Annotated in this window: 17 protein-coding genes; 8 read left to right on the forward strand and 9 right to left on the reverse strand. The window is 74.9% G+C overall.

Features of this window, described 5'->3' with window-relative positions; translation table 11 throughout:
- The first annotated feature begins 5 nt into the window (after positions 1–5).
- Entirely contained in the window at positions 6–1,853 is a 1,848-nt protein-coding gene (locus FB554_RS12320; RefSeq protein WP_142006489.1) for a GMC family oxidoreductase, read from the forward strand.
- Positions 1,854–1,943: 90 nt separating this feature from the next.
- On the opposite strand, the gene FB554_RS12325 is transcribed toward FB554_RS12320, so the two are convergent.
- From FB554_RS12325 to galU, 7 genes are all read right to left on the reverse strand, one after another.
- Complete coding sequence (locus FB554_RS12325; RefSeq protein ID WP_142006491.1) at positions 1,944–2,630, reverse strand: hypothetical protein; 687 nt, start codon at positions 2,628–2,630, stop codon at positions 1,944–1,946.
- Positions 2,587–3,705: a hypothetical protein gene (locus tag FB554_RS12330; RefSeq protein WP_142006493.1), complete on the reverse strand. Its 1,119-nt coding sequence runs from the start codon at positions 3,703–3,705 to the stop codon at positions 2,587–2,589. Before FB554_RS12330 ends, FB554_RS12325 begins: the two co-directional genes overlap by 44 nt.
- Before the next feature lie 56 nt (positions 3,706–3,761).
- The gene (locus tag FB554_RS12335; RefSeq protein WP_236022385.1) at positions 3,762–4,379 is read right to left on the reverse strand and encodes a GNAT family N-acetyltransferase; all 618 of its coding nucleotides are present in this window, start codon (positions 4,377–4,379) and stop codon (positions 3,762–3,764) included.
- Positions 4,380–4,395: 16 nt separating this feature from the next.
- Positions 4,396–4,869 carry a MogA/MoaB family molybdenum cofactor biosynthesis protein gene (locus FB554_RS12340; RefSeq protein WP_338070567.1) on the reverse strand — a complete coding sequence of 158 codons (474 nt, stop codon included), beginning with the start codon at positions 4,867–4,869 and terminating at the stop codon, positions 4,396–4,398.
- Positions 4,866–5,345, reverse strand: a complete 480-nt coding sequence (moaC, locus tag FB554_RS12345; RefSeq protein WP_142006495.1) for a cyclic pyranopterin monophosphate synthase MoaC — start codon at positions 5,343–5,345, stop codon at positions 4,866–4,868. Before moaC ends, FB554_RS12340 begins: the two co-directional genes overlap by 4 nt.
- A gap of 73 nt (positions 5,346–5,418) precedes the next feature.
- On the reverse strand, positions 5,419–6,693 hold the full coding sequence (locus tag FB554_RS12350) for a molybdopterin molybdotransferase MoeA (protein WP_142006497.1): 1,275 nt from the start codon (positions 6,691–6,693) through the stop codon (positions 5,419–5,421).
- Positions 6,694–6,698: 5 nt separating this feature from the next.
- A complete protein-coding gene (galU, locus tag FB554_RS12355; protein ID WP_142006499.1) occupies positions 6,699–7,655 on the reverse strand; it encodes a UTP--glucose-1-phosphate uridylyltransferase GalU in 957 nt (318 codons plus the stop codon).
- 57 nt (positions 7,656–7,712) lie between these two features.
- Here galU and FB554_RS12360 point away from each other — a divergent pair, with 57 nt between their 5' ends.
- From FB554_RS12360 to mscL, 6 genes are all read left to right on the forward strand, one after another.
- Complete coding sequence (locus tag FB554_RS12360; RefSeq protein ID WP_211344598.1) at positions 7,713–8,321, forward strand: 5-formyltetrahydrofolate cyclo-ligase; 609 nt, start codon at positions 7,713–7,715, stop codon at positions 8,319–8,321.
- Between the two features lie 33 nt (positions 8,322–8,354).
- Positions 8,355–9,887: a potassium/proton antiporter gene (locus tag FB554_RS12365; protein ID WP_142006501.1), complete on the forward strand. Its 1,533-nt coding sequence runs from the start codon at positions 8,355–8,357 to the stop codon at positions 9,885–9,887.
- Positions 9,888–9,977: 90 nt separating this feature from the next.
- Positions 9,978–10,349 (forward strand): FmdB family zinc ribbon protein, encoded by a 372-nt coding sequence (locus FB554_RS12370; RefSeq protein WP_142006504.1) that lies wholly within the window; start codon positions 9,978–9,980, stop codon positions 10,347–10,349.
- Positions 10,350–10,450: 101 nt separating this feature from the next.
- Positions 10,451–11,299 carry an S-methyl-5'-thioadenosine phosphorylase gene (locus FB554_RS12375; protein ID WP_142006506.1) on the forward strand — a complete coding sequence of 283 codons (849 nt, stop codon included), beginning with the start codon at positions 10,451–10,453 and terminating at the stop codon, positions 11,297–11,299.
- Between the two features lie 95 nt (positions 11,300–11,394).
- Positions 11,395–11,973 (forward strand): SAF domain-containing protein, encoded by a 579-nt coding sequence (locus tag FB554_RS12380; protein ID WP_170206872.1) that lies wholly within the window; start codon positions 11,395–11,397, stop codon positions 11,971–11,973.
- A gap of 115 nt (positions 11,974–12,088) precedes the next feature.
- A complete protein-coding gene (gene mscL, locus FB554_RS12385) occupies positions 12,089–12,472 on the forward strand; it encodes a large conductance mechanosensitive channel protein MscL (RefSeq protein WP_142006510.1) in 384 nt (127 codons plus the stop codon).
- A gap of 72 nt (positions 12,473–12,544) precedes the next feature.
- Here mscL and FB554_RS12390 read toward each other — a convergent pair whose 3' ends face one another.
- Positions 12,545–12,730, reverse strand: coding sequence for a hypothetical protein (locus FB554_RS12390; RefSeq protein ID WP_142006512.1), 186 nt, complete (start codon positions 12,728–12,730; stop codon positions 12,545–12,547).
- Positions 12,727–16,539 carry an AAA domain-containing protein gene (locus FB554_RS12395; protein ID WP_142006514.1) on the reverse strand — a complete coding sequence of 1,271 codons (3,813 nt, stop codon included), beginning with the start codon at positions 16,537–16,539 and terminating at the stop codon, positions 12,727–12,729. The genes FB554_RS12390 and FB554_RS12395 overlap by 4 nt, the downstream gene beginning before the upstream one ends.
- A 161-nt stretch (positions 16,540–16,700) precedes the next feature.
- On the opposite strand from FB554_RS12395, the gene FB554_RS12400 reads away from it, so the two are divergent.
- Complete coding sequence (locus FB554_RS12400; RefSeq protein WP_142006516.1) at positions 16,701–17,891, forward strand: AI-2E family transporter; 1,191 nt, start codon at positions 16,701–16,703, stop codon at positions 17,889–17,891.
- Positions 17,892–17,970 lie beyond the last annotated feature (79 nt).

Below are 17,970 nucleotides of genomic sequence, written 5' to 3' on the forward strand. Positions count from 1 at the left end.
GCGCGATGACCACCGACACCCAGGAGTTCGACTTCGTCGTGGTCGGGTCGGGCGCCGGCGGCGGTCCGCTCGCCGCGAACCTCGCCCTCGCCGGCCACTCGGTGCTGCTGCTCGAGGCCGGAGGCGACCACGGCTGCCCGTACTACTCGATCCCGATCATGCAGGCGTACGCCAGCGAGGACCCCGCGCTGCGGTGGGACTTCTTCGTCCAGCACTACGACGACGAGCGCCAGCAGCGCCGCGACCCCAAGGACGTCCCCGACCGCGGCGGGGTGCTCTATCCGCGCGGCTCGACCCTCGGCGGCAGCACCGCGGTCAGCGCGCTGGTCACCATCTATCCGCACCCGAGCGACTGGGACCGGCTCGCCGAGCTCACCGGTGACCCGAGCTGGGGCGCGGACCCGATGCGCGAGCTGTTCCACCGGCTCGAGGCCTGGCGCGGGGTCGACGCCGAGCCGCTGCCCAGCGACGACGAGGCCGCCCGCGACCGCAAGGCGGCGCACGGCACCGACGGCTGGCTCGGGACCACCCGCGCCAACCCGCAGGTCGGCGGCCGCGAGCCGATGTTCCTCGACATCATCGGCGCGATGGAGCGCACCGCGCGCGACCGCTTCGGCATCCCCGAGGAGGTCCCGCTCCCCCGCGACGCCAACGCCCGCGACACCCCGCAGGACTTCGAGGGCATGTCGTTCATCCCCGTCGCCGTGCGCGACGGCCACCGCAACGGCAGCCGCGAGCGGGTGCAGCAGGCCCAGCGCGAGGCGGGCGACCGGCTGCAGGTGCGTCTCGGCGCGCTGGCGACCCGGGTGGTCTTCGAGGGCGACCGGGCCGTGGGCGTGGAGGTCCTCACCGGCCCGGACCTGTACGCCGCCGCCCCCGGCTCCTCCGACGCACCCGCCGAGCCGGCCCGGTCGGTCGTGCGCGCCCGCAAGGAGGTCGTGCTGGCGGGCGGGGCGTACAACACCCCGCAGCTGCTCATGCTCTCCGGCATAGGGCCCCGCGAGCAGCTGGAGCAGCACGGCATCGACGTGCGCCTGGACGCCCCCGGCGTCGGCGCGAACCTGCACGACCGCTACGAGGTGTCGGTGAACTACGAGCTGGCACAGGACTATCCGCTGTTCGCCGGCTCCGCGCTGGACGTGCCGGCGGACGGCGAGCAGGGCGACGCGCTCTTCCAGGAGTGGGCCGACGACGCGGGCGGGCCCTACTCCACCAACGGGTCGCTGGCCGCGATCATCGCGCGCTCGTCGGTGGCGGGCGAGGCCTCCGACCTCATCGTGTTCTCCCTGCCGATCGACTTCCACGGCTACTACCCCGGCTACGCCCGCGACGCCGTCGCCGCGCACGACCGGCTGTCGCTGCTCGTGCTCAAGGGGCACACGACCAACCGCGCGGGCACGGTCACGCTGCGCTCGGCCGACCCGCGCGAGGTGCCCGACATCCGGTTCCGCTACTTCGAGGAGGGCTCGCCCGGCTGGGAGGCCGACCTCGACGGCGTGGTCGACGGCATCGAGCTGGCCCGCGACGTGGTGCGCCACCTGGAGCAGGTCGAGGTGAGCCGCGAGCTGCTGCCCGGCGACGACGTGCGCGATCGCCGGGCGCTGGGCGAGTTCGTGCGCGACCACGCGTGGGGCCACCACGCGTGCGGCACCGCCAAGATCGGCCGCGACGACGACCCCGGGGCGGTGCTCGACGGCGACTTCCGGGTGCGCGGGGTCGAGGGGCTGCGGGTGGTCGACGCGTCGGTCTTCCCCGACATCCCGGGCTTCTTCATCGCCTCGGCGGTCTACCTGGTCAGCGAGAAGGCCAGCGACGTGCTGCTCGCCGAGCACGGCACCGAGCCGGTCGAGTAGCGCACTCCAAGCCGGTCGAGTAGCGCGAGGAACGAGCGCGTATCGAGACCACCCGCCAGGTCTCGATACGGCCTCCGCCAGCGCTCCGGCCTACTCGACCGGCTTGGCGTCGGCCTGCTCGTCGATGGTCGTCACGACCCGCACGCAGGCGGGCGTCGCCGGGGTGGAGCTGAACCCGAACCGCACCGGTGGCTCGACCGGCGTCAGCACGCCGAGGCTGCGGCCGCGCCAGCTGCCGCGCAGGTCGACGACGCGGTGCAGGTCGAGCGCGCCGTACGCCTCGTGCCGGCCGGCGAGGGCCGTGCCGTAGGTGCGCACGCCGGGGAGCACGAGCCGCGCGACCGGGTCGACGGCGCGGCAGCAGACGGGTGAGGCGGCGGCCGCGAGCGGCAGGAGCCGCAGCGCCTGCCCGAGCAGCGGGCGGCCGGCGACCTGCAGGTCGAGCGCGAGGTCGGGGGTGCGCACCGACCAGCGGCCGGGGCCGGTGACGACCCCGTCGCGGCCGGGTGCGTCGACCTCGACCGGCGCGATCACGACCTCGTCGAACTCATAGGTGCCGCAGACGAACTCGGCGATCTCGTCGGTCGGCGCGAGCAGGGTGCGCCAGCCCTCGTCGTCCTCGACCATCACGTCGGCGAACGGGCCGAACGGGGTCGTCACCCAGTGACCGACGACGCAGCGCACGCCGGACGTGGAACCGGCCCCCAGGATGTGGCCGAAGAAGCGTCGCCGCTCAGCCGGCGCGGTGGACCGGCGGAAGGTCCTCGAGGTCCTCATCCAGCGCCATGCCGTCGAACGGCAGGTCCTCGACCGGGGTGTCGGCGTAGCGCTGGGCAGCCGACTGCTGCGCCGGCGGCTCGGCGTCGACGGTGGCGGCGGGCTCGGGCAGCGGGCGGTCGACCCGCGCCTTGAGCGTGTACGTCGGCGGCGGCACCGCGACCGGCGCCCAGCCACCCGGCTCGACGACCTGCTGGGACTGGTCGGCCTGCTCGGCCACCGGCTGGTCGGCCTGCGTCGCCTGGTCGGCCTGCGTCGCCACGGGCTGCGGGTCGAACGCGGTCACGTCGTAGACGGTCTCCTCGGCGGCCACGGCACCCACGGCGGTCGAGGAGCCCGGAGCGCCGGCGGAGGGCGTCTCGAGGCCAGCCGCAGCAGGCGCCTCGCGACGCGGCTGCGGGCGGTGCTCCTGCGGGCGGCGCTCCTGCGACCGCTGCGCCTGGGGCCGCTGCACGCGACCCGCGGTCGCGGCCTCGCTGCGGCGCACGGCGGCGCGCGGGGCGGCCGGGGCCGGGGCGCCCGCGGCCTGCGCGTCGCGGATCACCGAGCTGCGCAGCCACGCCACGACACCGGCGACGGCGACCAGCGCCAGCAGCGGGGTCCACCAGGGCGTGACGCCGAACGGGGTGAGCAGCACCGAGGCCACGAAGAACACCCCGGCCGCGAGCAGCGCGCCGGCCTTCAGCCGGGCGGGGGTCATCGCACCGGCGGCGCGGAAGAATCGGTTGCCCACCGACACCTTCTGGTCGGAGGCGTGCTCCGAACCACGGCGCCCCGCAAGGGAACTGGGCTCGTCGTACTTCATGGTTGCTCCTGCCCGGAGAGAGGTGCGCGGCGGCTTGACGCTCACCGTCGGCGTGGTCGGACGGTCGTCGCGGTCGTCGGTCATCGCCCGCACGGGGGCGGGAACCGGCCGGGGCTCGGTGCGGCGGCGCTCCAGCACCCGCATCGCCTCGGAGAACCGGTCGACCGAGCGGGCCGTGGCGAGGTTCTCGCGACGGCGCACCCAGTGCTGAAGGAGATAGACAGCCCAGATCGCCACGATCACCAGCAGGATCAGGCCGTTCGACATCACGCGCCCGACGGTAGGCGGAGGCCCTCAGGTGACCGGGGAGGCGTGCCGCGTGTCGCTCAAAGTGGCGCCTGTGAAAGGCGTTTCAGCCGATCGACCACCCGCTCGCCGGCGAGGTCCTCGACGGTCAGCGCGAACGACCGGTGGTCGTGCCAGGCGCCGGCGATGTGCAGGTATCCCCGGCGGGTGCCCTCGTCGCGCATCCCCAGCTTGCTGACCACGCGCAGGCTCGCGGCGTTGTCGGGGCGGATGTTGACCTCGACCCGGTGCAGCTGCATCGGCCCCAGCGCGTGGTCGAGCAGCAGGGCGAGGGCGTACGGCGTGATCCCGTGGCCGGCGAGCGGCCGCGCGATCCAGTACCCCGCCGCCGCGCTCTGCAGCGCGCCCCGGGTGATGCCGAACAGGTGCATCTGACCGGCAAGGCGTCCGTCGACCTCGACCGCGAACGGCAGCAGCCGCTCGGCGCGCGCCTCGCGCTCCTGGTCGCGCACCATCCGGGCGAACGACACCGGCCGCGAGCCGGGGGTCGGCGAGGTGGAGTCCCACGGGCCGGTCCAGGCGGCGTTGTCGCGGCGCAGCCGCAGCCACTCCTCGCGGTCGGCGTACGGCCGCAGCCGGCGCAGCCGCACCGCTCGCCCGCCCACGGCGCCGGCGAGCAGCACCGGCCACTCGGTCACCAGGGGTCGCCGCCCGTCAGTGGTCGCCGCCGGCGACCTGGTCGAGCGCGTGGCCCATGATCGGCTTGAGCACCGACAGCCCGTCGCGCACCCCGGCGGGCGAGCCGGGCAGGTTGACGACGAGGGTGCGCCCGGCGAGTCCGGCGATCCCACGGGAGAGCATCGCGGTGTCGACGCCCTGCGACGCGCCGGCCTGGCGCATCGCGTCGGGGATGCCGGGCACCTCGCGGTCGACCACCGCGCGGGTGGCCTCGGGAGTGAGGTCGGTGGGGCTCAGCCCGGTGCCGCCGGTGGTGATCACCAGGTCGGCCCCGTCGGCCACCGCCGCGCGCAGCGCCTGCTCGACCGGGTCGCCGTCGGGGACGACGACCGGCTCGCCGCAGTCCATGCCCCAGGCGCGCAGGGCCTCGACGATGATCGGACCGCCCCGGTCGGGGTAGGTGCCGGCCGCGGCCCGGTTGGACGCGGTGATCACCACGGCATGCTTCACGATTCGCTCCAATCCCCAGAGCGCCCACCGGATTTCGCGGTGACGCGGATGTCGGTGATGCGCGCGTGCTTGTCGACGGCCTTGATCATGTCGACCAGGGCCAGGGCCGCGACGGAGACACACGTGAGCGCCTCCATCTCGATGCCGGTGCGGTCGGCGGTGCGCACCTGCGCGGTGATGTCGACACCGTCGTCGGCGACCGCCAGGTCGACGGTGACCGCGTGCACCGCGACCGGGTGCGCCAGCGGCACCAGGTCGGGGGTGCGCTTGGCCGCCTGGATGCCGGCGATGCGCGCGACCGCGAGCGCGTCGCCCTTGGGCACGGTGCCGTCGCGCAGCGCGGCGACCGCGGCCGGGGCCAGCAGCACCCGCCCGGCCGCGGAGGCCGCGCGGGCGGTGACCGCCTTGGCGCTGACGTCGACCATCTGGGCCGTGCCGTCCTCGCGCACGTGGGTCAGCCGGGGGACCTCACTCATCACGCCTCACCGCCCATGTGGCGCCGGCCCACGTCTCGCGCACGCCCTCGCCGCACGTCGTCACCGGTCGCCCTCACTCGTCCGGCACGATCTCGCCGGGCAGCATGCGCACCGCCAGCACCTCGCCGGGCTCGACCCGGGTCTGCTCGGCGGGGACGTACGCGATCGCCTGGGCCGACGCGAGCCCGCCGAGGATGTGGCTGCCCGCGCCGCCGCTCGCCGACACCTGCAGCTCGCCGTCGCGGCGCGCGAGGCGCACCCGCGCCAGCTGCAGCCGCCCCGCGGGCGAGCGCCAGCCGTCGACCACCCGGGCGTGCAGCACCGGCAGCTCGGGCGAGCGCCCGGCCAGCTTGCGCAGCGCCGGCAGCACGAACTCCTGGAAGCTCACCAGCGAGGACACCGGGTTGCCCGGCAGCGCGAACAGCGGCACCCCGCGCCCCCCGACCAGGCCGAAGCCCTGCGGCTTGCCCGGCTGCATCGCGACCGACACGAACCGCACGGCGTCGCCCCCGGCGTAGGCGTCCTTGACCGGCTCGTACGCCCCGGCGCTCACCCCGCCCGAGGTCACCACCGCGTCGGCGCTCTCGGCGAGCCGGTCGACGACCGCCCCCAGGTCGTCGTCGTCGCGCACGTGCTCGACCGCCACGACCTCGACGTCGGCGCACAGCGCGAGCGCACGCAGCATCGGGCCGTTGCTGTCGACGATCTGACCCGGGGCGAGCGGCTGCCCGGGCGGGACGAGCTCGTCGCCCGTGGTCAGCACGGCCAGCCGCGGCCGCGGCACCGCCTGCACGGTCTCGACGCCCGCGGCGACGATGGCCGACAGGTGGTGGGCCAGCAGCAGCGACCCGGCCGGCACGAGCGGGTCGCCGACGCGCAGGTCTTCCCCCTGATGGCGTACGGCGTTGCCGGGCTCGACCTGCTCGCGCACCTGGACCTGGGTGGTGCCGCCGTCGGTCAGCTCGACCGGGACGATCGCGTCGGCGCCCGCGGGCACCGGCGCGCCGGTCATGATCCGCCAGCACTCCCCCGCCGCCATCCGCTGCTCGCCGGTCGCGCCCGCGCGGATGTCACCGCGCACCGGCAGGCTGGCGGGCACCTCGGCGAGGTCGGCGGCGACCACGGCATAGCCGTCCATCGCCGAGTTGGTGAACGAGGGGAGGTCGAGCCGGCTCGCCACCGGCTCGGCCAGCACGAGACCGAGCGCGTCGACGGCCGCGACCTCGCGCGCGGGCAGCGGCCGCACCGCGCGCAGGATCGCCGCGCGGTGCTCCTCGAGGGGGACGAGTCCCGAGCCGCCGCGCTCGTCGCTCGCGCGGCTGCTCGACCCGGGTGCTGGCGAGGCCATCTCGATCAGTGCGGGGTGACCGACCAGTCGGTGTCGTCCCCGGGGTGCTTGCCCTCCTCGGTGTCGACCCAGTCGCGCACCCACTGGCGGAAGTCCTCACCGAGGTCGGGGTGGCGCACGGCCAGGCGCACCATGGCCTTGAGGTAGTCGAGCCGGTCACCGGTGTCGTAGCGGCGGCCGCGGAAGATCACGCCGGTGACGCCCTGGCCCGGCTTGTCGAGGCGGGCCGCCTCGGCGAGCGCGTCGGTCAGCTGGATCTCGTTGCCGCGACCGGGCTCGGTCTTCTCGAGCAGGTCGAACATCGAGGGGTCCAGGACGTAGCGGCCGATGATCGCGAGGTTGCTCGGGGCGTCCTCGGCCTTGGGCTTCTCGACCAGACCGGTCACCCGCACCACGTGGTCGACGCCGTCGATCGGCTCGACCGCGGCCGCGCCGTAGAGGTGGATCTGCTCCGGCGGCACCTCCATCAGCGCCACGACGCTGCCGCCGTAGGTCTGCTGCGCGTCCAGCATCTCCTCGAGCAGGTGGTCGCGGTCGTCGATCACGTCGTCGCCGAGCAGCACCGCGAACGGCTCGTTGCCGACGTGCGGGCGGGCGCACAGCACGGCGTGGCCGAGACCGCGCGGCTCGCCCTGGCGCACGAAGTGCACCTCGCCGAGGCCCTGCGACTTCTGCACGCGGCGCAGGCGCAGGTCGTCGCCCTTCTTCTCCAGGGCCTGCTCCAGCTCCCAGTGCCGGTCGAAGTGGTCCTCGAGGGCGGCCTTGTTGCGGCCGGTGATGGTGAGCACGTTGGTGAGACCGGCGCGCGCGGCTTCCTCGACGACGTACTGGATCGCCGGCTTGTCGACGACCGGCAGCATCTCCTTGGGGATGGCCTTGGTCGCCGGGAGGAAACGGGTGCCGAGGCCGGCGGCCGGAATCACGGCCTTGCGGGCTCGGGTTCGCTGCTGCGGTGCGGTCATGGCGGTCAGGCTATCGGCAGCACCCGGGGGCTGGACCGGCACCGGCAGACTGGCAGCGTGCCGCCCACCCCGCACCTGCCCGACGACAAGCCCGCGGCCCGCCGCGAGCTGCGCGCCCGCCGTGCCGCGCGCCGTGCGGCGACCGGCCCCGACGAGCGGGCGGCCCAGGCGGCGGCGATCACCGGCCACCTGGCGCCCGTGCTGGACCGGCTGCCGGCCGGCGCGCGGGTCACGTCGTTCGCGTCGCTGCCGAGCGAGCCGCCGACCGACCACCTCAACCCCGACGTACGCCGTCGCGGGCTCGACCTGCTCCTGCCCCTCCTCCTGCCGGACAAGGACCTGGACTGGCAGCGAGCGCCGGGCGGCGAGCCCGGCGCCGCCGAGCCTCTCGGCGTCGACGCGGTCGCCGCCGCGGCGCTGGTGGTCCTGCCCGCCCTGGCGGTCGACCGCACCGGCATGCGCCTCGGCCAGGGCGGCGGGAGCTACGACCGGGCGCTGGCCCGGGTGCCCGCCGGGACCCCGCTGGTCGCGGTGGTGCACGACGACGAGCTGGTCGGGTCGGTGCCGGCCGACCCGCACGACCGGGCGGTCGACGCGGTGGTGACGCCGGCGTACGGCCTGATCGTGCTGCGCCCCGGACCCGGCGCGGACGTGCTGCGAAGATAGGCCGCACCGCCCGCACGCGAGAGGAGACCGGCCATGCCCACGCTCGCCGCGGCCACCTCCGTGGGCATCACCGACCGGCTCACCACGCTGCTGCTCATCGGTTCGGTGGTGCTGCTGCTCGGCGTGGCGGCGGTGCGGCTGGCCAACCGGTCGGGGCTGCCGACGCTGCTGCTCTACCTCGGCATCGGCATGGCGCTCGGCAGCAGCGGCCTGGGCATCTCCTTCGACGACGAGGCGATGGCGCAGGCGCTCGGCTACGCCGCGCTCGTGCTGATCCTCGCCGAGGGCGGGCTCACCACCGACTGGTCGGCGATCCGCGGGTCGGTGGGGGCCGCGGCGATGCTCTCGACCGTCGGCGTCGTGGTGTCGGTGCTGGTCGTCGGCGTCGCGGCGAACCTGCTGCTCGGGGTGCCGTGGAACGTCGCGCTGCTCGTCGGCGCGGTGCTCAGCTCGACCGACGCCGCCGCGGTGTTCTCGGTGCTGCGCCGGGTGCCGCTGCCGGCCCGGCTGAGCGGCGTGCTCGAGGCCGAGTCGGGCTTCAACGACGCGCCCGTCGTGCTGCTGGTCGTGGCGCTCGCGGCGCAGGCGACCCCCGGGTTCGAGCAGCACAGCTGGGCCTTCGTCGCCGGCGAGGCGATCCTGGAGCTGGCCGGCGGCGCGCTCATCGGGTTCGTGCTCGGCCAGCTCATCGGCCGGCTGCTGCGCTGGGGCGCCCCGGGCTCCTCCGGCCTGTTCTCGATCGCCGTGGTGGGCGTGACCGTGCTGGCGTACGCCGTCGCGGACCTGGTCTCCACCAGCGGCTTCATCGCGACCTACGTCTGTGCGCTGGTGCTCGGCAACCTGCGCCTGCCGCACCGGCAGGCCGTGCGCGGCATCGCCCAGGCGTTCGGCTGGCTGGCCCAGATCGGGCTGTTCGTCATGCTCGGCCTGCTCGCCTTCCCCGAGCGGCTGCTCGCCCAGGTGGTGCCGGCGCTGGTGCTCGGCACGGTGCTGCTGCTGGTCGCGCGGCCGCTGTCGGTCGTCGCGAGCGTCGCGGCCTTCGGCTACTCCTGGCGCGAGCAGGTGTTCCTGTCCTGGGCCGGCCTGCGCGGCGCCGTGCCCATCGTGCTCGCGACCGTCCCGCTGATGCTCGGCACGCCCGGCACCGAGTGGATCTTCGACATGATCTTCGTGCTGGTCATCGTCTTCACGATCGTGCAGGCACCGACGCTGCCGTGGATCACCCGGCGGCTCGGGCTCGCGCAGGCGGCACCGACGTACGACGTCGAGGTCGAGGCCACCCCGCTGGAAGACCTCGACGCCAACCTGCTGCAGGTCACGATCGGGCAGGAGTCGCGGCTGCACGGGGTCGAGGTGTTCGAGCTGCGGCTGCCGCCCGGCGCCGACATGACCCTCGTGGTGCGCGACGGCACCTCGTTCGTGCCGCACCGGCGCACCGTGCTGCGGCACGGCGACCAGGTGCTCGTCGTCGCGACCGCCGAGGCGCGCGGCGCGGTGGTGGAGCGCATCCAGGCGGTCAGTCGCGCGGGGCGCCTGGCCGGCTGGAACGCCGCCGACGCGGGCTGAGCCGCGGGGTAACCTGGGCCCGCGCCGGTGCCGTCGCCCCGGCACCGTTGCTCCTCGAGCGCCTCGCGCGCACGTCCCACGAAGGTCGAGATGCCCACCTACCCCTACGCCTGCACCGAGTGCGGCCACCAGTTCGAGAAGTACCAGTCGTTCCACGACGACCCGCTCACCGAGTGCCCCGAGTGCGGCGGCAAGCTGCGCAAGGTCTGGGGTTCGGTCGGCGTGGTGTTCAAGGGGTCGGGGTTCTACCGCAACGACAGCCGGTCGGGGTCGGGATCCTCGGGCTCGTCGTCGGGGTCGGGGTCGTCGTCCGACGGTGGCTCGGGGTCGGGCGAGAAGTCCGGGTCTGGCGAGAAGTCCGGGTCCGGCGAGAAGTCCGGCGCCAAGAAGACGGAGGGCAAGAGCGACTCCGGGTCGAGCTCGACCACCTCGTCGGGGTCGTCCGGCTCCGGGGCTGCCTGAGCGGGGCCGTCCTTTCCACAGGGCTGCGCGCGCGGCGCGCGGGATGCACAGGGGCGGGGCGCGGCCTGCTGGGCGCGGTGCCGCCTCGGTAGTTTCGCCGCATGAGCGCTGCTGCAGCCCCGACGCGTGAGCCGCTCGCCGACATCGGCGTGATCGGCGGCTCCGGTTTCTACTCCTTCCTGTCCTCCCCCGAGCGGCACCGGGTCGAGACGCCGTTCGGCGACCCCAGCGACGAGATCGCGGTGGGCGAGGTCGACGGGCGGCGGGTGGCCTTCCTCGCGCGGCACGGGCAGGGGCACGTGTTCCCGCCGCACCGGGTCAACTACCGGGCGAACCTGTGGGCGCTGCGCAGCCTCGGGGTGCGCCAGGTGCTCGCGCCGTGCGCGGTGGGGTCGCTGCGGCCCGAGCACGGCCCGGGCACGCTCGTCGTGCCCGACCAGGTCGTCGACCGCACGTGGGGGCGGGCGCACACGGTCTACGACGAGCCGGGGCCGGTGGTGCACGTCGCGTTCGCCGACCCCTACTGCCCGCGCGGGCGCGCGGCGGTGCTGCGGGCGAGCGCGGGGTCGCGGCTCGACGCGGTCGACGGCGGCACCCTGGTCGTGATCAACGGGCCGCGCTTCTCCAGCCGCGCCGAGTCGCAGTGGCACCGGGCCGCCGGCTGGTCGGTCGTCGGCATGACCGCGATGCCCGAGGCGAGCGTCGCCCGCGAGCTGGCGATGTGCTACTCCAACGCCTGCCTGGTCACCGATCACGACGCCGGCGTCGAGGGGCAGGAGGCGGTCACGCACGAGGCGGTGCTGCAGCAGTTCGCGCGCTCGATCGACGACCTGAAGGGCCTGCTGCGCGTGGCGATCGCGCGGCTGCCCGAGCCGGAGCCCGACGACACCGCCCGCTGCGCCTGCCGCCGCTCGCTCGACGGCTTGACCCTGCCGTTCGAGCTGCCATGAGCGCTCGAAGCAGGTCGAGTAGGCCCGCGAGGGACGAGCGGGCCGTATCGAGACCCTCCCGCCGCGAGGCCACCCGCCGCCTCCGGCTGCGCCGCGTGCTCACCGCCGCCCTGGCAGCGCTGGCCGTCACGGCGGGGCTGACGGCGATGCGGCCGGCCCCCGAGCCGACCCGTCCGGTGCCGGTGGCGGCGCGCGACCTCCCGGCCGGTCACCTGCTGCGGGCCGACGACGTCGAGACGGTGCAGTGGCCGGCGCGGCTGGTCGAGCAGGTGGCGGGCGAGGGGCAGCCGACCGCGGCCTCGCTCGCCGGTCGCCGCGTGGTGGGTCCGGTCCGCGACGGCGAGCCGGTCACCACCGCCCGGCTGCTGACACCGGCCACCCTGCCCGGGACGTCCGCCGGCGACGTGGTGCTGAGCCTGCCGTCCGACGACGCCGCCCTCACCGAGATGCTGCGCCCCGGCGACCGGGTCGACGTCTTCGACCAGCAGGGCACCCCGGCCGCGCGCGGCGTGCGGGTGCTGGCCGTGGTGCCCGCCGGCGACGAGGCCGGACCACGGGCCGCGGCGTCGGTGCTGGTGGCGGTGCCGCGGACGTACGTCGGGGCGGTGGCGAGCGCCCGCAGCGGCGGGCCGGGCGGCACCGCGCCGGTCGTCCTGGCGCTGGACGCCGGATGATTGGCCCGCCAATAGCACAGACACGCCGCAGATGCGCAGGGTTTGGTCATACCCGGGGGGCTGAAATATCGCTACAGTCGCGGGCGATCACCCCCTAGACCAAAGGAATCACCCCATGAAGGGCTTCAAGGAGTTCCTCTTCCGCGGCAACGTGGTCGAGCTCGCCGTCGCGGTCGTCATCGGCTCCGCGTTCGCGAACGTCGTCGACAAGTTCGTCAGCTCCATCATCACCCCGCTGCTGAACTCGTTCGGCGGCGCGAACACCCAGGGCTGGGGGTTCGAGATCAAGTCGGGTCAGGCCAACACGCTGGTCAACCTGTCCGCGATCGTCAACGCCCTCATCGTCTTCCTGATGACCGCCGCGGTCGTCTACTTCCTGCTGATCCTGCCGATGAACAAGCTGCAGGAGCGCCGCAAGGCCGGCGTCGAGGACCCGATCGAGCCGACCGAGCTCGAGCTGCTCGCCGAGATCCGCGACGAGCTGCGCGCCCGCCGCTGACCGACCTGCTGCACCGCTGACGAACGGCGGCTCCCTCACCGAGGGGGCCGCCGTTTCGTGGTTGCGGAGGGCCTACCGCCCCCAGTGCGGCGGACGCTGCTCGCGCAGCCAGCGGGTGCGCTCGTCGTCGCGCTCGCCACCCCGCTCGGGCTCCACGTCGTCGCTGGTCTGGTCGGGCCGGCCGCCGCGCTGCTCGACGCCGCCGGTGGCCTCGCGGGTCGCGCGGCGGTGGCGACGTGCGGGGCGCTCGCCGCTCACGACGTACGCCGTCGTCGCCGGGCCTGGGCCCGCTCCAGCGACACCCGCTGCACCGTGTTCTGGATGCGGGCGACGTCGCGGGCCGGGTCGCGGAAGACGTCGACGGTCCAGACCCGCTCGTAGGCCCATCCGAAGCGGCGCAGCAGGTCGGGGCGCAGCCGGTCGCGGTCGCGCACGCCGGAGATCGAGGCATAACCGGGCCCGTCGGTCTCGACGGCCACGATCGGCTCGTCCGGGTGCGCGGGGTCGTGCACGACCAGGTCGATGGGCAGGATCGACCGGCCGTAGCCGGTGCTGACGACGAGTCCCTTGTCGCGCAGGCGTTTCGCGAGGTCGGAGACGACCGGTGACACCGGCCGCTGCGCGGGTCGCGGCGCCACCTGCTGGTCGACCACGCTGCCGGTCGAGGCGACCCGGCGGCGGCGACCGCCGATGCGCGCGACGCCGCGCGGCACCTCCTGGTCCTGCGGCTGCTGGTCGCCGCCGACCGAGGCGAGCAGGCTGCGCAGCAGCTGGGCTCCCTTGGAGCGCAACCGGTTCGGGGCGAGGTCACCGGCCGTCACGGCCGACACGACGGTGAGCCGGCGGCGGGCGCGGGTGGTCGCCACGGCGAGCAACCGTTCGCCGCCGGGCGCACCCAGCCCGGCGACGTCGTACGTCACGGCGCCGTCGGCGCCCCGGCCGAAGCCGACGGTGAGGATCACCGCGTCCCACTCCTCGCCCTGGGCGTCGGTGACGTCGCGCACCGACACCGCGGCGGCGACGGCCGGATCGAGCGCCGCCCGCAGCGCCGCGTCGACCTGCTCGGCGTGCGGGGCGCTGAGCGAGACGACGCCGACCGACTCCTCGGGGTGCTCGCGCAGCTGGGCGAGCACCAGGTCGACGACGCGCTGCACCTCGGCGGGGCTGGTCGTGCCGTCGCCGTGCGCGCCGTCGACGCGCTCGAAGGCTACGACCTCTTCGGCCCCGGGCGAGGGCAGCGTGACGAGGGTGCCGCCGTAGACCTCGGCGTTCGCGAACGAGACCAGCCGCTCGTCGGCGGAGCGGTAGTGCCAGGTCAGCGGCTGCTGCGGCAGCAGCGGGCCGAGCACGTCGATGACCGAGTCGCCGGTGCCGACCGCGGCGGGGCGCTGGTCGTCGGCGGTGACCGTGAACGGCTGCGGCCGCAGCTGCTGCGGGTCGCCGCTGAGCACGACCTGCTCGCCGCGGGCGATGGCCGACACGGCCTGGGCGGGACTCACGAGCGAGGCCTCGTCGATCACGACCACGTCGAACCACAGGCCCGGCGGCACGTGCTCGGCGACGGTCAGCGGGCTCATCGCCCAGCACGGCCGGACCGAGGTCATCAGCTCCGGCGCGGCCGCCAGCAGCTCGCGCCACGGCATCGCCTGGTCGCCGCGCGCCGCCTGCTCGCGCAGCAGCTGCACCTGGTCGGGGAAGTCCTGGGCGACCCGGCGCACCTGGCGGTCGAAGTCGGCGCGCGCCCGCCGCCGCGACCGCTCCAGCTGGGCCTGGTCGTCGTCGGCGAACTGCTCGGCGGCGCGGCGCAGCTCCTCGCCGTCGTGCCGGGCGTACGCCTCGTCGCGGGTCTTGATCTCGTCCAGCACCGAGCTCCACCAGACGAAGTCGAGCTCTTCGGGCACCCGCTCGACCGGCAGGTGGCGCGCCGCGAAGTCGTCGACGAGCGGGCCGAGGTGCTCGCGGCGCAGCTCGTCGACGCGGGTGACGGTCGCGGCCGTGGCGGTCAGCCGGTCGTCGTGGGCGGCCAGGTCGTCGAGCCGGGCCTGCAGGTCGTCCAGGTCGAGCCGGACCAGGTCGCCGCCGTCGCGCGTCGGCTCCAGCCGGGCGCCGAGCCACTCCAGCTCCTCGCGGAAGGTCTCCTGCTCGCGCTCGACCTCGGGCACCTCGACCGGTGCGCTGGGGCGCGAGCCCGGGCCGCTCTGCTCGTTCCACTGCGCCTTCTGCGCGGCGGCGAGCACGAGCACGCCGTGCAGGTCCTTGGGCGGCGGGCCGGGCCGCAGCAGGTCGCGGGCCTGGGTGCGCAGCCGGCGACGCTCGAGCAGACCGACGTCGTCGCCGCGCTCCTGCTCGGCCCGCTCGCGGCGGGAGGCGGTGGCGCGCACGAGCTGGTCGAGCGGCGCCTCGAAGATCTCGGGGCGGAAGATCTCCAGCGTCGAGAAGACCCGGCCCATGAGGTCCAGCTGCTCGTCGGCCTCGAGCACCGTGCGCGGGCGGCGCAGGCCCACCTGGGCGGCGAGATCACCCACGCGAGAGCGATATTCGGCCAGTCCCCCACCCGACAGGCGCTGCACCAGCTCACGCGTGCGCCGGGTCTGGTCCTCGCCGACGACGCGGGCGGCGTACCACGGGTCGGGGCCGGGCTCGCTGGACCAGGCGCCGGCGCGGGCCAGCTCGACCAGCCGCTCCGACACCTCGCCGCGACGCTCGTCGGGGATGCGGTGCAACCGGCTGCCCACGAGGCGTACGCGCGAGTGCGGCGGGTGCTCCAGCGCGGCCAGCTCGGCGATGCGGGTCTGCGCCTCGTCGGCCGACACGCCCCACGGCTCGCGGGCCTCGTGCATGGCGCGGCGGTGCTCGGCCAGGCGGTCGCGGGCGGCGCTCAGCGTGGAGCCGGAGCTCTCCGCGCCCGAGGCGGCGTCGGACGGGGCGGTGTCCGACTCAGCGTCCGCAGCGTCCGGGGCGGTCTCCGGCTGGGCGAGCGCCCGGTCGATGGTGGCGACCAGGTCGGCAGGCGTCGCGCGGTCCACGTCGAGCACGAGCTCGGCGAGGCCGTGCTCCCCCAGGCGGGTCCGGACGTCCTGCAGCGCGATGCGCTTGGGCGAGGTGAGCAGCACGCGGCGGCCGCGCGAGGACAGCGTGGCGATGAGGTCGACGATCGTCTGGGTCTTGCCCGTGCCGGGCGGACCGTTCAGCAGCAGGTGCGAGCCGGCCTCGACGGCGTCGATCGCGGCGCGCTGGCTGGCGTCGGCGTCGACGACGATGCGCTCCTGCTCCAGGTCGGGGTCGGCCTCGGCCGGCGGCGCCGTGGCGCCGACGTGGGCGACGGCCTCGGGGTCGCCGATCATCGCCGCGACGGCCGGGTGCGCCGCGAGGGTCATGCCGTTGTTCGCCAGGTCGCCGATCATCGGGGCCTTGGCGGTGGAGAAGGTCGACAGCACCAGGCTCGGGCGCACGTCGAACCCGGGCAGCCCGGCGCACTGCGAGCGCAGCCAGGCGTAGGCGCCCTCGGGCGAACCGTGTCCTCGACCGGCGGCGGCGACCAACCAGTCGGCGGTGATGTCGACGCCGCGCTCGCTGCGCAGGTAGTCCAGCAGCACCGGGTTGGCGACCAGGGAGGAGGCGACGTCGAGCAGCACGTCGCCGCCGCGGGTGTCGGTGGGGCGCAGCGTGACCCGGCGCAGCAGCACGGGGGCGACCGGCCGGCGGGGATAGCTCGGGGGCACGTCCCACGACGCGAGTCCCATGGCGACGTACGTCGTGCGCAGCCCGTGCTCGCGCTCCAGCCGGTCGGCGTGCCGCCAGATCGCCCGGACCCGGCGCAGCGACTCGGCGAAGGCGTCGGGCGAGCGCACCAGCTCGGAGAGCCGGACGGGGTTGCCGGCGAGCAGCTTGGCGACGCCGGCGGGGTGGGCGGTGGTCAGGTCGAGCGAGCCCGACGGGGTCGGCTCGAACCACAGCAGCGGGTTGCGCCCGCCGAGCTCGACCAGCTCGCGGCGCCAACCGTCGAGGACGGCGGCGAACCCGTCCTGGGTCTGCGGGCGCATGCCGTCGCTCGAGGGGCTGGTCACGCCGCCGAGGTTAGTCGGCCGGGGTCGGCGGGCGGTGCAGGACCGGTTCCCACCCGATCGCAGGTGTGCCGCGAAGGCGACACGGGGTGAACGAGCACCTCCTCGAGCGCGCGGAGGGCGTACTCCTGGAAGATGGGCGCAACCTGATCGGGAGGTCCCGCATGCCACGCCGCACCGTCGCGCAGCAGACCGACTCGCCGCCCACCCGCGCCGCCGTCATCGGCGACGGCGTGAAGTGGACTGCGAGCTGGGCGCTGCGCATCGCCGTCATCCTGCTCTCGCTGTGGGTGCTCATGAAGGCGCTCGCCCCGCTGTGGATCGCGATCCTGCCGATCCTGCTCGGACTGGTGATCGCCACCGTGCTGTGGCCGCCGGTGCGCTGGCTACGCAGCAAGGGGGTGCCCCCGGCGCTCGCCGCGGCGCTGTCGCTGCTGCTGGGCTTCCTCATCATCTTCACGACCGGCGCCATGATCGGCCGCTCGGTCGCCTCGCAGGCCCCGGAGCTGGCGAGCCAGGCGAGCGCCGGTGTGACGCGCGTGCAGGACTGGCTTGAGGGCCCCCCGCTGAACATCCGCCCGCAGGACATCGACTCCGGCGTGCAGGCCGTCACCGGCAAGCTGACCGAGAGCGGCAGCCAGATCGCGAGCGGCGTGCTCGGCGGGGTCTCCTCGACCGTGTCGGTGCTGGTGAGCCTGGTGCTGGCGCTGATCCTGGCGTTCTTCATGGTCAAGGACGGCCCGAAGTTCCTGCCGTGGACCCGCCGGGTGTGCGGCGAGCGCGCCGGCGGCCACCTCACCGAGCTGCTGTCGCGCATGTGGAAGACCCTCGGTGGCTTCATCCGCGCGCAGGCGCTGGTGTCTCTGGTCGACGCGGTCTTCATCGGCCTGGGGCTGTTCTTCCTCGGCATCCCGCTGTGGCTGCCGCTGGCCGTGATCACCTTCTTCGGCGGGTTCATCCCGATCGTCGGTGCCACGGTCGCCGGCGCCCTGGCCGTGCTGGTGGCACTGGTCTCGACCTCGCTGACCAAGGCGCTGCTGGTGCTGCTGCTGGTGCTCGCGGTGCAGCAGATCGAGGGCAACGTGCTGCAGCCGATCCTGCAGTCGCGCACCATGTCGCTGCACCCCGGCCTGGTGATCCTCAGCGTGACCGTCGGCTCGAGCATGCGCGGCGTCATCGGCGCCTTCCTCGCGGTGCCGGCCGCGGCGCTGCTGGTCGTGCTGCTGCGCTACCTGCAGGAGCAGATCGACCTGCGCAGCGGCGAGAAACGCGCCGACGAGCTGGACTACCTGACCGAGGAGGGCCAACAGGTCGCCCAGGTGCAGCAGTCGAACGCGGTGGCGTCGCAGGGTTGAGGCCACGGCGCCCGCGCGGGCGGTCGAGCGCACGGGCGGTCGAGCGCGCTGCCGGTCCTCGGCGGCGGCTTTACTCTGG

Source organism: Barrientosiimonas humi, assembly GCF_006716095.1.
Taxonomy (GTDB): domain Bacteria; phylum Actinomycetota; class Actinomycetes; order Actinomycetales; family Dermatophilaceae; genus Barrientosiimonas; species Barrientosiimonas humi.